The 12,847-nt window shown below is 65.3% G+C and carries 14 protein-coding genes; 9 read left to right on the forward strand and 5 right to left on the reverse strand.

Annotated elements, in window-relative coordinates:
• Positions 1–66: 66 nt before the first annotated feature.
• From AC1DKD_RS31275 to AC1DKD_RS31300, 6 genes are all read left to right on the forward strand, one after another.
• The gene (locus tag AC1DKD_RS31275) at positions 67–1,386 is read left to right on the forward strand and encodes an MFS transporter (protein ID WP_045240421.1); all 1,320 of its coding nucleotides are present in this window, start codon (positions 67–69) and stop codon (positions 1,384–1,386) included.
• Positions 1,387–1,536: 150 nt separating this feature from the next.
• On the forward strand, positions 1,537–1,806 hold the full coding sequence (locus AC1DKD_RS31280) for a ubiquitin family protein (protein ID WP_035872484.1): 270 nt from the start codon (positions 1,537–1,539) through the stop codon (positions 1,804–1,806).
• An 87-nt stretch (positions 1,807–1,893) separates the two neighbouring features.
• Positions 1,894–3,054, forward strand: coding sequence for an exo-alpha-sialidase (locus tag AC1DKD_RS31285; RefSeq protein ID WP_477144123.1), 1,161 nt, complete (start codon positions 1,894–1,896; stop codon positions 3,052–3,054).
• Positions 3,055–3,119: 65 nt separating this feature from the next.
• Positions 3,120–4,010, forward strand: coding sequence for a DUF72 domain-containing protein (locus AC1DKD_RS31290; protein WP_441633980.1), 891 nt, complete (start codon positions 3,120–3,122; stop codon positions 4,008–4,010).
• A gap of 34 nt (positions 4,011–4,044) precedes the next feature.
• Positions 4,045–5,466, forward strand: a complete 1,422-nt coding sequence (gene dbpA, locus AC1DKD_RS31295) for an ATP-dependent RNA helicase DbpA (protein ID WP_441633978.1) — start codon at positions 4,045–4,047, stop codon at positions 5,464–5,466.
• An 82-nt stretch (positions 5,467–5,548) separates the two neighbouring features.
• A complete protein-coding gene (locus tag AC1DKD_RS31300; protein ID WP_035872477.1) occupies positions 5,549–6,397 on the forward strand; it encodes a PA4780 family RIO1-like protein kinase in 849 nt (282 codons plus the stop codon).
• Positions 6,398–6,477: 80 nt separating this feature from the next.
• Here AC1DKD_RS31300 and AC1DKD_RS31305 read toward each other — a convergent pair whose 3' ends face one another.
• A complete protein-coding gene (locus tag AC1DKD_RS31305) occupies positions 6,478–7,611 on the reverse strand; it encodes a DUF2855 family protein (protein WP_441633976.1) in 1,134 nt (377 codons plus the stop codon).
• A gap of 37 nt (positions 7,612–7,648) precedes the next feature.
• On the opposite strand from AC1DKD_RS31305, the gene AC1DKD_RS31310 reads away from it, so the two are divergent.
• On the forward strand, positions 7,649–8,353 hold the full coding sequence (locus AC1DKD_RS31310; protein WP_477115376.1) for a TetR/AcrR family transcriptional regulator: 705 nt from the start codon (positions 7,649–7,651) through the stop codon (positions 8,351–8,353).
• On the opposite strand, the gene AC1DKD_RS31315 is transcribed toward AC1DKD_RS31310, so the two are convergent.
• Positions 8,337–8,975 carry a CDGSH iron-sulfur domain-containing protein gene (locus AC1DKD_RS31315; protein ID WP_441633973.1) on the reverse strand — a complete coding sequence of 213 codons (639 nt, stop codon included), beginning with the start codon at positions 8,973–8,975 and terminating at the stop codon, positions 8,337–8,339. The genes AC1DKD_RS31310 and AC1DKD_RS31315 overlap by 17 nt on opposite strands.
• Before the next feature lie 259 nt (positions 8,976–9,234).
• On the opposite strand from AC1DKD_RS31315, the gene AC1DKD_RS31320 reads away from it, so the two are divergent.
• Together AC1DKD_RS31320 and AC1DKD_RS31325 are read left to right on the forward strand one after the other, a co-directional pair.
• On the forward strand, positions 9,235–9,690 hold the full coding sequence (locus tag AC1DKD_RS31320) for a CBS domain-containing protein (RefSeq protein WP_477144124.1): 456 nt from the start codon (positions 9,235–9,237) through the stop codon (positions 9,688–9,690).
• 295 nt (positions 9,691–9,985) lie between these two features.
• Positions 9,986–10,369, forward strand: coding sequence for a hypothetical protein (locus AC1DKD_RS31325; protein ID WP_441633970.1), 384 nt, complete (start codon positions 9,986–9,988; stop codon positions 10,367–10,369).
• Between the two features lie 68 nt (positions 10,370–10,437).
• Here the strand turns inward: AC1DKD_RS31325 and AC1DKD_RS31330 are convergent, their stop codons facing one another.
• From AC1DKD_RS31330 to AC1DKD_RS31340, 3 genes are all read right to left on the reverse strand, one after another.
• On the reverse strand, positions 10,438–11,007 hold the full coding sequence (locus tag AC1DKD_RS31330; RefSeq protein ID WP_441633968.1) for an RBBP9/YdeN family alpha/beta hydrolase: 570 nt from the start codon (positions 11,005–11,007) through the stop codon (positions 10,438–10,440).
• Positions 11,008–11,117: 110 nt separating this feature from the next.
• A complete protein-coding gene (locus AC1DKD_RS31335) occupies positions 11,118–11,960 on the reverse strand; it encodes a TauD/TfdA dioxygenase family protein (protein ID WP_441633966.1) in 843 nt (280 codons plus the stop codon).
• Positions 11,961–12,176: 216 nt separating this feature from the next.
• The coding region (locus AC1DKD_RS31340; RefSeq protein WP_477144125.1) for a zinc-binding dehydrogenase at positions 12,177–12,847 on the reverse strand (671 nt) is incomplete at its 5' end.

Genomic DNA, 12,847 nt, shown 5'->3' on the forward strand with positions numbered 1-12,847 from the left:
CCACGCTGCTGCTGTTGCCGTTGCCTTCGAAAACAAAACATATACCGCCGACAGGAGACACCATTCATGTCTACCACCTATGTGCAAACCGCACGAGAAGCGCCGCTTGCCGATCAGCGCTCGCTGAACGCGCTGCTGTTCAGGAAGCTGATGCCGCTGCTGGTGCTGGCTTATGTGATCAGCTTCCTCGATCGCACCAATATCGCGCTGGCGAAGAGCCACATCGCGGTCGACCTGGGTATCTCCGCGGCGGCTTACGGCCTGGGCGCGGGCTTGTTCTTTCTCAGCTACGCGCTGCTGGAAGTGCCCAGCAACCTGATCATGCACAAGGTAGGGGCGCGCTTCTGGATCACGCGCATCATGATCACCTGGGGATTGCTGTCCACCGGCATGGCCTTTGTCAGCGGCGAGACCTCGTTCTACGTGATGCGCCTGCTGCTCGGCGCGGCGGAAGCGGGCCTGTTCCCCGGCGTGATGCTCTACCTGACATACTGGTTCGGCCGCAAGGAGCGGGCGCGCGCGACCGGGTACTTCCTGCTGGGCGTATGCATTGCCAACATCCTCAGCGGACCGCTTGGCGGCGCGCTGCTGCAAATGGACGGCGTGCTGGGCTGGCGCGGCTGGCAGTGGATGTTCGTCCTGGAAGGCCTGCCGGCGGTGGCGTTTGCATTTGTCGTGTGGAAGAAGCTGCCGGACGGCCCCGCCACCGCGACCTGGCTGTCGCCCGAAGAATCCCGCGAGGTGGAACGCCGCCTGGCGGCGGAGCAAGCCGAGGAAGCGGCCGCCGGGCACGTCGGGCATTCGTTCCGGGGCTGCCTGGCCGATCGCCAGATCTGGCTCGCGATCTTCGTGTACTTCTGCCACCAGATCAGCATCTACACCGTGATCTTCTTCCTGCCGGGCATCATCGGCACCTATGGCAAGCTGTCGCCGCTGCAAATCGGCCTGCTCAATTCCGTGCCGTGGATCGCGGCGGCCATCGGCGCGGCGGCGCTGCCGCGCTTCGCCAGCAACCCGCGGCGCTGCCGCCGCATGCTGATCGCGGGGCTTGCCGTCATGTCCGCCGGCCTGCTGCTCGCGGCGTATGCCGGGCCAGTGGTGGCCATGGTGGGCTTCAGCCTGACGGCATCGATGTTCTTCGTGGTGCAGTCGGTCATCTTCCTCTTTCCGTCGTCCCGTCTTGCCGGCGTGGCGCTGGCTGGCGGGCTGGCGCTGGTCAACACCTGCGGGCTGGTCGGCGGCTTTATCGGCCCGTCCGTGATGGGGGTGATCGAGCAGACCACGGGCAGCACGAAGAACGGCCTGCTGATCATCGCGGGGATGCTGGTGCTGGCTGCGATTGCCAGCACCCGGCTGCGCCAGGGCCAGGAAGGGAAGGCCGCCTGAAGCGTGTTGCATTGCGGGATGCGCGCGGCGTGACCGATAGTGCATCCGTTCCGGGTGGGGAGTGCGATCGCACGCGCACTCCCCGCAGGATTTCCTACACTGCAAGACGTTCGCATACTCTGCCAGCGGTCCCCTCGCTAGCCAGCAACCATGCCACGTCTTGTCTTTGCCGCCGCCATCCAGCGCCATGTCCCCAGCCCGGAACGCGAGGTCTGCGCGGCTACCGTGTGTGCCGCGCTGGAACGGGCTTTCAGTGAGCAGCCGGAACTGCGCGGCTATATCCTGGACGATCAGGGGCAGTTGCGCCGGCACCTGGCCGTGTTTGTCGATGGCTCCGCCATTCGCGACCGCCGCCGCCTGAGCGACCGCGTGGGCGAGAGCAGCCAGATCTTTGTGGTGCAGGCRCTGTCCGGCGGTTGACAGCGCAAGCTGCCGTTGGCAACAGGCTGACAACAGGCCGCTGACAACAGGGCGCCGAAGGCATGCCGCTGTAGACAGGAGTCCAGCATGAGCGATCAGCTTTTCGTTGGCACGCGCAAGGGCTTGTTCATATTGCGGCGCGACAGCGCCGGCGCATGGCGGCAGGACTCGGTGCATTTCCTGGGCGAGCCGGTCAGCATGGTACTGGCCGATCCGCGCGACGGCACCTTGTACGCGGCACTCAACCTTGGGCACTTTGGCGTCAAGCTGTGGCGGCGCAGGGCGCGCGGCACGGAGTGGGGCGTGTGCTCGGTGCCGGTTTATCCGCCTCAGCCGGAGCCGGATCGTCGCCACGAATCCGCCCCGGACGGCGTACCCGCCGCTGCGCAAACCGGAGATACGGCGCAGGCCGGCCCGCCGGCCCCGGTGCCGTGGTCCTTGCAGCAGATCTGGTCGATGGAAGCGGGCGGCACCGATGAACCCGGCGCGCTCTGGGTCGGCACCCTGCCGGGCGGGCTGTTCCGCTCCGGCGACGGCGGCGCGACCTGGGCGCTGAACCGTCCGCTCTGGGACCGCCCCGAACGCAGCGAGTGGTTCGGCGGTGRCTACGATGTGCCGGGGATCCATTCCATCTGCGTGGATCCGCGCGACAGCCGCCACGTCACGGTTGCCGTATCGTGCGGCGGTGTCTGGCAGACCCGGGACGGCGGCAAGAACTGGACCTGCACCGCCAGCGGCATGGTGGCCGACTACATGCCGCCGGAGCGGCGCGAGGACGGCAATATCCAGGACCCGCACCGCCTGGTGCAGTGCGCCGGCCATCCGAACGCCATGTGGGTGCAGCATCATGGCGGCATCTTCCGCTCCGGCGATGGCGGCGTGCACTGGCAACGCTTGCATGCCCAGCCGTCGAGCTTCGGTTTTGCCGTGGCGGCGCATCCGCGCCGGCCCAATACCGCGTGGTTCGTGCCGGCGGTGAAGGACGAATGCCGCGTGCCGGTAGACGGCAGGCTGGCTGTCACGCGCACGCGCGACGGCGGGGTCAGCTTCGAGGTATTCTCCGACGGACTGCCCGACGCGCCGGCCTACGACCTGGTCTACCGGCACGGCCTGGCGGTGGACCATAGCGGCGACCGCCTCGCCATGGGCTCCACCACCGGCGGCTTGTGGATCTCGGAGAGCGGCGGGGAACGCTGGAAGCTGTTCTCGGCGCATCTGCCGCCGATTTACTGCGTGCGCTTCTCCTGAGTCTTTCCAGCGCGCGCCGACGCTTTCGACTGCTGGACCGACCGCCAGACAAAGGATGCGAACGCATGGCTGAAGCAAGCGCGAAGACAACCGGAAAGGCCGCCAGGACGCCCGAAGCCGCCGGCGGCGCCATCGCCCGCATCGGCATCGGCGGCTGGAACTTCGCCCCATGGCGCGACAACTTCTATCCCGCCAGGCTGGCGCAAAGCCGGGAACTCGAATACGCCAGCCGCCAGCTCACCGCCATCGAAATCAACAGCACCTACCACGGCACCCAGAAGCGCAGCTCCTTCGCCAAATGGCGCGACGAGACGCCCGATGGCTTCGTGTTCGCGCTCAAGGCATCGCGCTTCGCCACCAACCGCCGGGTGCTGGCGGAATCCGCCGAGTCCATCGCGCGTTTTATCGATAGCGGCATTGCCGAGCTGGGCGGCAAGCTCGGCCCTGTCGTCTGGCAATTCGCACCCACCAAACAGTTCGACCCCGAAGACTTCGAAGCCTTCCTTGCGCTGCTGCCTGCCTCGGTCGAGGGCCGCGAACTGCGCCATGTGCTCGATGTGCGGCACGAGAGCTTCATGACGCCGGACTATCTCCAGCTTGCGCGCAAGTACAAGGCCGCCACCGTCTTCACCGATTCGGACAAGTTTCCGTCCTTCGCCGATCTCACCGCGGATTTTGTCTATGCGCGGCTGATGCGCAGCAGCGAGAAGCTGAAGACCGGCTATGCGCCCAAGGCGCTCGATGCGTGGGGCGAGCGGGTGCGGGCCTGGGCCTCTGGCGGCATCCCGGAAGACCTGCCGCGGGTGGACGGCAAGGCGGCGGCGAAGCGCAAGCGTGAGGTGTTCGTTTTCTTTATCAACGGCGCCAAGGAGCGCGCGCCGGCGGCGGCGCAGGCGCTGCTGGCGCGGCTGGGGTGGCAGGCGCCGCCATGGCAGGCCGATGCCAGGGGTGGATAGACGATGGAGGGGCGCAAGCCCGTTATAATCCGGCATGAACTCAAGCCCTACCCAATCCGCAGCGTCCGCCGCTGCCGGCGCCTCTTTCTCCAAACTGCCCCTCTCGCCCGCCACGCTGGCGACGCTGGAGCAGCTCGGCTACCAGACCATGACCCCGATCCAGGCCGCCAGCCTGCCGGTCGCGCTGGCCGGCCAGGACCTGATCGCGCAGGCCAAGACCGGCAGCGGCAAGACCGCCGCCTTCGCGCTGGCGCTGCTGAACCGGCTGGATACGCGCCGTTTCGACGTGCAGGCGCTGGTGCTGTGCCCCACGCGGGAGCTGGCCGAGCAGGTCACGCAGGAAATCCGCCGCCTGGCGCGCGCGGAAGAGAACGTCAAGATCCTGACGCTGTGCGGCGGCTCGCCGATGCGCCCCCAGGCCGACAGCCTGGCGCATGGCGCACATATTGCCGTGGGCACGCCCGGACGCATCATGGATCACCTGGAGCGCGGTACGCTGCACCTGGATGCGCTCAACACCCTGGTGCTGGACGAAGCCGACCGCATGCTCGACATGGGCTTCTTCGACGACATCGCCTATGTGGCGAGCCACTGCCCCAAGGAGCGCCAGACCCTGCTGTTCTCGGCAACCTATCCCGAAGGCATCGCCCGGCTCAGCCAGCAGTTCCTGCGCAAGCCGCGCGAGATCAAGCTGGAGGAGCAGCACGACGACAGCAAGATCCGCCAGCGCTTCTATGAGGTGGAAGACAGCGACCGCCTCAACGCCGTAAGCCTGTTGCTCAACCATTACCGCCCGGTCAGCACGCTGGCCTTCTGCAACACCAAGGCGCGTTGCCGCGACCTGGTCGACCTGCTGCGCGCGCAAGGCTTCGAAGCCCTGGCCCTGCACGGTGAGCTGGAACAGCGCGAGCGCGACCAGGTGCTGGTGCAGTTTGCCAACCGCAGCTGCTCCGTGCTGGTTGCCACCGACGTGGCCGCGCGCGGCCTCGACATCGCCCAGCTCGAAGCGGTGATCAACGTCGACGTCACGCCGGACCCCGAGGTCTACGTCCACCGCATCGGCCGCACCGGCCGCGCGGACGAGGACGGCTGGGCGCTCTCGCTGGCCAGCATGAACGAGATGGGCCGCGTGGGCAATATCGAACAGGCCATGGGCACCGAGATGGAATGGCAGCCGCTGTCCGAACTGGCCCCGGCCAGCAACGAGCGCCTGCTGCCGCCCATGGTCACGCTGCAGATCCTCGGCGGGCGCAAGGAGAAGATGCGCCCCGGCGATATCCTCGGCGCGCTCACCGGCGACGCGGGCTACGCCAAGCACCAGATCGGCAAGATCAACGTGATGGACATGTCCACCTACGTGGCGGTCGAGCGTTCGATCGGCCGCGAGGCGATGCGCAAGCTCAATGACGGGACGGTAAAGGGCAAGCGCGTGAAAGTGCGCATGCTGACGGAATAACGGTGGCGGCGACGCTGCGGTACCCGATGCGCGGATGTGGGGTGCGTACAGGCATGGCGCATGGCCATTGCCGCGCATCCCGATGAAAACGCCTAAGCGGCTGCAGCCGCTGGTCGAGGACGGCCTGGTCGACGAAGTGGTGCGCCAGCTGATGAGCGGCAAGGAAGCCACGGTCTACGTCGTGCGCTGCGGCGGCGAGATCCGTTGCGCCAAGGTCTACAAGGATGCCGCGCAGCGCAGTTTCCGGCAGGCCGCGACTTACCAGGAAGGGCGCAAGGTCAAGGGCAGCCGGCAGGCGCGCGCCATGGAAAAGGGCACGCGCTACGGGCGCAAGGTGGCCGAGGAAGCCTGGCACAACGCCGAGGTGGATGCCTTGTACCGCCTCGCCGCCGCGGGCGTGCGGGTGCCCAGGCCGCATCTGTGCTTCGAGGGCGTGCTGCTGATGGAACTGGTGGTGGATGCCGATGGCAATGCCGCGCCGCGCCTGAACGATGTGGCGCTGAGCCCGGAGCTGGCGCTGGAGTTCCACGCGGCGCTGATCGGGCAGGTGATCCTGATGCTGTGCGCCGGCGTGGTGCACGGCGACCTCTCCGAATTCAATATCCTGGTGGATGCCGAGGGGCCGGTCATCATCGACTTGCCGCAAGCGGTGGACGCCGCCGGCAACAACGATGCCAGCGTGATGCTGGAACGCGATGTGGACAACCTCGCGTTCTACTTCGGCCAGTTCGCGCCGGAACTCAACGATACGCAGTACGGCAAGGAGATCTGGGCGCTTTACCAGGCCGGCCTGCTGCATCCGGGCGTGAAGCTGACGGGGCGGGTCGAGGTGGATGACCGGCCGGTGGATGTGGAAGCCGTGCTGCAGGAAGTGGAAGACGTGCGCCTGGAAGAAGAGGCGCGCCAGCGGTACCTGCAGAGCGCGGAGTGACGGGGGGGTGATCGTGGCGCGGCGAGCCCGATGTTCGTCCGCCGCGCCTCCCCGGCCCATCGCATATCAGTGCACCGGCATCATCCGATCCGCACTACATACCCCTCTTTGGGCTCGCTCCCACTTGCCACCAGGCTGGCGATCCTCTCCTGCGCCGCGCCGAAGCCCTGCTCTTCGATCAGCGACAACCAGCCGTTGCCCGGCGCCTTCACGTGATCGATAAATGCGCGTTGCGCCGCATTGAAGCGCTGGTTCACGCCTTCGGGCCCCCAGTCGGCATTGCGCTTGCGGATTTGCACYGGCGCGAAATAGAACTCGGGCTTGGGTCCGGGCAGGCCGGTGTCGCGCAGGAAGTCCGTGTTCTGCGCCGAGCCGGCGAAGCAGTCGTACACCAGCGCGCTGCCGAAGTGGTGATGCACGCGCGCGCGCAGCGCTTCGTCGCCCGAGAAGTCCACATAGAGCGTGGGCTCGTCGTTGGCAAGCGTTTCCAGCGTGTCGTAGCTGACCACTTCCGCGTAGCAGCCCAGGCCCTCGACGAAGGGGCGGTTGCGCCCGGAGGTGATGGCCGCCAGCGAGATGCCGGGGAGGTCGCGCAGGCAGAAGGCGGTGCCGTAGGCCGTCTTGCTGGAGGCACTGGATACCACCAGCCGGGTCGCGCCGAAGAAGCGGTTGTCCTCAAGGAAGTCGGCCAGCATGAACGACGTGATGAACAGAGGCCGGTACAGCATCTGGTAGTTTTCCAGCTCCGGCGCGTAGGCGGCGTCGTTGACCACGCGGGTGTACTGGTTGTAGGCGGAGGTCAGCGGCCTGCGATGCTCGCTGCCATCGTAGAAGCCGCGCACGGTGACGCGCTCGGGCTGCATGCGGATATGGCTGGCGATAGGGAAATAGCCATAGAAGCGCTCGCCCGCCTCCACGCCGGGAACGCCGCTGGCGACCACGTCGGCGAAGCCCCACACCGGCATGTGTCCCCATTCCTCTTGCCCGGTGGGAAAGAACTGCCAGTAGTTCATGGCGTCGCCGAAGGCGGCGTAGGTGATGTTGTTGGTGGTGAGCGCGAAGCGGTCGATCTTCAGCAGGACTTCGCCGGGGGCGGCGTCGATGCGTTCCTGGCGCGCTTCCAGCCGGCTTTCGTTTAGGGCATGCTTGCGAGTCAGCAGGCGGATTACCCTGAGCGATTGTTCCGCATTGTCGCCTTGGCCCGTGTGTTCCATCTTGTCTCCTTAATTACCGTCGAGGTCGATGCCACCAATGTATCGCCGCAAGCCGGCCGCCGGGTTCGGAAACGCGGGTGCCGCGTCCGATGCGGCGCCAGCGCCGGCCAGGCCGCTGAAACGCCCGTCGCAGCGACGCGCACGCTTTACCGTGAACGCCATTTACGAGGCTTTTGTTCGGATATGGCGCGTGCGCGGCTGGGACGGCGTGACCACGCGCGCGGTGGCGCTGGAAGCCGGTTGCTCCGTGGGTACCCTGTACGAGTACTTCCCCAACAAGGAGGCACTGCTCTCCGGCTATGTGCGGCACACCATCGAGTCGATGCTGGCGCGCATCGACGCCGAGGCGGTGAACGCGGCCGGGCTGGACTGGGCCACGCGCATCCGGCGCCTGGTGCGGCTGACCTGTGGCGCGGACGATGCCGCGCTGGAGGGTTTCGAGCATGAGATGCTGATGCTGGAGGCGCGCATCGCCGAGACCAAGCATCATCGCCGCGTGTTCGACGAGTTGTGCGCGACCTGGCAGCAAACGCTGGCGGCATGCCCGGATCTGCCGCGCGCGCCGGATGCCGCCACCGTGCAGAGCCTGCTGCAAGCGGTCTGGGGTGCGCGCCGCTATCGGCTCTTGCTGCAGGCCGACGAGTCATCGCGGGCGGCGTGGGTGACGCAGATGGAGCGGCTTTGCCTGCTGGCGCTGGGAGATGCGCCGCCGCTTGGCGCCGATGTTACTGATCGCTCCTGAACCCCACCTTCTTGTGCGTGCCGTCGCAGAACGGCTTGTTGCCCGAGTGGCCGCAGCGGCATAGCCAGGCCTCGGTCATGCGGTTGACGGTTCTGCCGGTGCCGCTGATGACTTCGAGATTGCCCTTGATGCGCAGCGGTCCGTTGGGAATCGGGTGGATATCGAGCGGCCCGTCGCGTTGCGCCAGCGGCGCCGATTCCACGGTGGCGGGCTCGCCGCTGGCGGTGAAGCCCGCGCCGGCGTGGCTGGTGTCGCAGAAGGGCTTGTTGCGCGACGCGCCGCAGCGGCACAGCGTGAGGCGAAAGCCGGCGGGCTGGCCGTCAATGGCGATGGCGGCGCGCAGCGCCAGCGGGCCGTTCTCAAGCACGCGCGCCACGTTGACCAGGGGCGCGGCCTCGCCCGGGGAGTCGTCGCGGGTCTGGTAGCCGATCGCGCCTGACGGACAGTTGTGCGCGATCTCGGCGATTTCCTCGGCGGTGGCGTTGTCCGGATGGATCCACTGGCCCTCCACGCCGGGTACGAAGACGTCCGGGCGGTCCAGCGTACAGTGGCGCGAATGGATGCAACGGCTGTCATCGAAGAGGACGATGACGCGCTTTCCGGCAACGGACTCGGTGGCCATGGCTGGCCCTCCTGCGCAGTGCGCGCGCCATATAGCGCGCTCCCTCTCCTTTATAGCGCCTGCCGGCGGGTTTGCGCAGCGCTTTTCGGCAGCTTTGTCTTTTTACAAAGATTCGTGTGCGTCACCCTGTAAGGCGCGCGCGGGGGATGCTAATCTGAAAGCTACAGGCAGCGGCGCACGCGCAGGTGCCCTGTCAGGCGCTCCCGCTATTCCGCGCGGGTCTGGTTTGCAATCCTTTGGGATCGAACAAGGAGTGGGTATGAAAACTGCAAGGCAGGTTCTTGAGTCCAAACCAACCCAGGCTATCTACAGTATTCCTCCCGGCGCCACGGTTTATGCCGCGCTGCAGTTGATGGCGGAGAAAGGCATCGGCGYGCTGCTGGTGATCGAGCGCGGCGAGAGCCAGATCGTCGGCATCCTGAGCGAGCGGGACTATGCGCGCAAGGTGATCCTGATGCAGCGCACGTCGCGGGAGACGTTTGTGCGCGACATCATGACGTCGGCGGTGATTTATGTGCGGGGGGATCAGAGTACCGATGAGTGCATGGCGTTGATGACCCAGCATCGGTTGAGGCACTTGCCGGTGATGGATGGGGACAAGCTGATCGGGATGTTGTCGATCGGGGATCTGGTGAAGGATATTATTTCGGAGCAGAGGTTCATTATTGAGCAGCTGGAGCATTACATTACGGGGACCGCGCATCCGCAGGTTTAATTGGAGGCTGGYCGAGGGCAATGTCAAAGGCTTGACGTAAACGACAGTTTCACGCCCCCTGTGGGGGGCGGCTTACTTCTCGTCTTGCCAGGACAGTGAGGGAAATCCCTCGGCGCGGGCGTTCCCCTTGGCAGCCTGGATCTGCTGTCCAGGCGTGGCCAACCGGGAGCGTCAGCGAAGCGTTCAACAAAGGCGTATTCTTTGAATACGGTGCCGGATGCAACGCGCGGCCAGGCTGGCAAGATGGCCTTCAGGACGTTTTCAGTCACGGCACAAAATGTACCGCGGTGGCGACATGAAGCGTGTTCACGCACTGATTGTGACTTGCGCCATGTTGGTCGCCTGTGTATCGACGGGCATCGACGTGAAGCAGGAGCAATTGTCGGACTTCATGCTCGGTTTCTCCACCCTTGACGACGTGACGGCGCAGCTTGGGGCGCCTACATCCCAGGCGGCACTGAATAACGGATCAACGATACTGATCTATTCATTTGCGACCTCCCACACCCACCCTGAGAGCTTTATTCCGTTCATTGGTCCGCTCTTTGCCGGAGGGGAGATCAGATCGTCCACGGTCCTTTTCGAGTTCGACGAGAACGGTGTCCTCAGGAGTCAACGCAGGGCAACGTCGAGTGGTGTTTCAGGGTTGAGCGTATTGCCTCCCGGCATGCTGCAATAGGCGCTTGCCGTCATGGAATGGTCCGCGCAGGCTTCACTGCATCTGACAGCTGAAGCCCATCCAGCTGCTTAAAACTCCCGAATCAATGCCTCTGCCATCGGCCACGCGCCATATCCATCGGCCGGCGAGAGATGGCCAACTTCGCCGGCGTCGACGAAGCGGCTGCCCCAGGCCTGCGCGAGCTCGCGGATTCGCTCGAACTCACCGATAGGGTCGTTGCGGCTGCCGACTACGATGCTTGGAAACGGCAGGCGCTCGCGCGGCACCGGTGTCCAGCCATTCGTTGCCAGCGTCTGCGGATCGGAGTAACCGGCCGGCAGCGGCGTGTCGTAATCGGGGGGCGCGGCCAGCAGCGCCCCCTTGATTTCGCGCTTCGTTTGCTGTGCCCAGTGAACAGTGATCAGAACCCCGACGCTATGGGCAACCAGGATGATCGGGCCATCGATGCCGCTCACGACGCGATCGAGGTTGGCTACTCGCGCGCTGCACAGCCTCTTGTCCTGGTCGATCTGGGGCACGATGTGCGCCGCGCCTCCAATTTCCTGAATACGCTCAGCCAGCAGCGTTTGCCAGTGATCCGGCATGTGATCGCGAAGGCCAGGGACAATCACAACCGTGGGCAGCTTTCTGGAGGTCATGGATCCGGGTTCCTCGTTAAGTTTGGATGTCTTGCCGAAGCCGCCATCCAGAATCAAGCAGTGGCGAGCCGTCGAGCGTGGGGACGCGCCGGACGGCGCGCGCGACATCTTCAGAACGGACGATCGCCCTTGATGGTGGCGCGCTCCATCCTGCGCGGCGCCGGCCAGTAGTCGCTGACCGCGTAGTGCTGTGTCGCCACGTTGTCCCAGATAGCGACACTGTTCGGCTTCCAGCGAAAGCGCACCTGGTACTCCGGAATCGCCGCCTGGCTGAGCAGGTAGTTCAGCAGCAGGCTCGCGCCCGGGGTCTTGTCCTGCCCGACGCGCACATTCTCCGGTGTATGGTAGTTGATGAAGTGTGTCGCGAACGGCCCCACGTACAGGATCTTTTCTCCCGTCTCAGGGTGCGTCCTGACCACCGGGTGGTCCACCAGCGGGTTCTTCCGCACCAGTTCCTCCCGCTCCTCCGTCGTCATGATCGCGCCAAACGAATGCTCGATCCCGTGCTTGGCACGCAGGCCCGCAATCTTCTGCTTGATCTCTTCCGGCAAGTTCTTGTACGCGTCCACCATGTTCACCCAAATGGTGTCGCCACCCACCTCCGGACACGAAATGCAGCGCAGCACCGCGCCCTTGGGCGGGCTCGCCCGCCACGACGCATCGGTGTGGTAGGTGTTCTCGAAGTGGTCCCGCTTGTCACTCTTGTAGATCTCGATCAGGCCAGGGTATCCCGGCACCGTATTGTTGACAGGGTGGTCTTCCAGGTCACCGAAGCGCCTGGCGAACGCAACATGGTCGGCGCGTGTAATGTCCTGGTCCCGGAAGAACAGCACCCGGTGCTTCAACAGTAGTGCCTTGATCTCGGCGAACAGCGAATCGTCCCGCGCCACATCGGCGAGACTCACACCCGACAGTTCGGCACCAATCGAGCAGGTGAGCGGATTGATATGCATGGCGAATTTTCCTTTGGCGTATGAGTTTGACAGGCCCGCCAGCGGGCAGCGGATAGCTTGGATTTGATTGTCGGCACTAGCCGCCTCACGCGCTTGACCCATCGCGCCACAATTTGGCGAGTCGCGCCAATGCCCTTTCAGGGGCCAATTCGAGCCAATTCGCGCGGGTGGGGATTCGTGGCCTGGCGATCAGTGGCAACTGGCCAGTTTCACCAGTTAATCGGCAATGAGCACGATCTTGCCCATGTGCTGGCCGCTCGCGATGTACGCGTAGGCGTCGGCGATCGAATCCATCGGGAAGGTTCGGTCGATCGGGAGGCGGAGCTTGCCTTTGCGGAAAAACGGCAACAGGTCGCGTGCGCATGCCTGGATGCAATCGAGACGTTCCTGCTCGGTGCGCGTGCGGAACGTCGCACCGATCAGCTTCAGGCGATTCAGCCACAGCAGGTTGATATCGACCTGTGCAGTGCTAGCCCCACCCAGTCTCGCGAGATTGACCAGGCGCCCCTTTACCGCGAGGCTCTTGATGTGGTCCTCGAATACCGTGCCGCCGATGGTATCGATGATGACGTCCACGCCACGCTTGCCGGTGGCCGCCATGATGGTTTCCACTTGCGAATCACGGGATGCATTGATGCCAGCGTCCACCCCGAAGCCCGCCAGGCGGTCCAGCTTTGCCGCCGACCGCGACGAGGCGATCACAGGGCTGGCACCCAGTGCGGCCGCAATCATGATGGCGGCCATGCCCACACCGCCGGAGGCGCCATTGATAAACACCGATTGGCCTGCTTTCAGTTCGCCGTTGGTGATCAGCGCGTCATGGGCGGTGATGAACACATTGGGAAAGGCGGCCGCATCGATCCACGAGACATCCTCCGGGACCGGCA

It is taken from the genome of Cupriavidus sp. 05T313 (assembly GCF_056396665.1).

Excerpts from the sequence above, each read along its gene's own strand:
- AC1DKD_RS31330 (WP_441633968.1), bottom strand. The coding sequence starts at position 11,007 with ATGACCTCCAGAAAGCTGCCCACGGTTGTGATTGTCCCTGGCCTTCGC.
- AC1DKD_RS31310 (WP_477115376.1), top strand. The coding sequence starts at position 7,649 with ATGTATCGCCGCAAGCCGGCCGCCGGGTTCGGAAACGCGGGTGCCGCG.
- AC1DKD_RS31335 (WP_441633966.1), bottom strand. The coding sequence starts at position 11,960 with ATGCATATCAATCCGCTCACCTGCTCGATTGGTGCCGAACTGTCGGGT.
- AC1DKD_RS31315 (WP_441633973.1), bottom strand. The coding sequence starts at position 8,975 with ATGGCCACCGAGTCCGTTGCCGGAAAGCGCGTCATCGTCCTCTTCGAT.
- dbpA (WP_441633978.1), top strand. The coding sequence starts at position 4,045 with ATGAACTCAAGCCCTACCCAATCCGCAGCGTCCGCCGCTGCCGGCGCC.
- AC1DKD_RS31300 (WP_035872477.1), top strand. The coding sequence starts at position 5,549 with ATGAAAACGCCTAAGCGGCTGCAGCCGCTGGTCGAGGACGGCCTGGTC.
- AC1DKD_RS31290 (WP_441633980.1), top strand. The coding sequence starts at position 3,120 with ATGGCTGAAGCAAGCGCGAAGACAACCGGAAAGGCCGCCAGGACGCCC.
- AC1DKD_RS31275 (WP_045240421.1), top strand. The coding sequence starts at position 67 with ATGTCTACCACCTATGTGCAAACCGCACGAGAAGCGCCGCTTGCCGAT.
- AC1DKD_RS31325 (WP_441633970.1), top strand. The coding sequence starts at position 9,986 with ATGAAGCGTGTTCACGCACTGATTGTGACTTGCGCCATGTTGGTCGCC.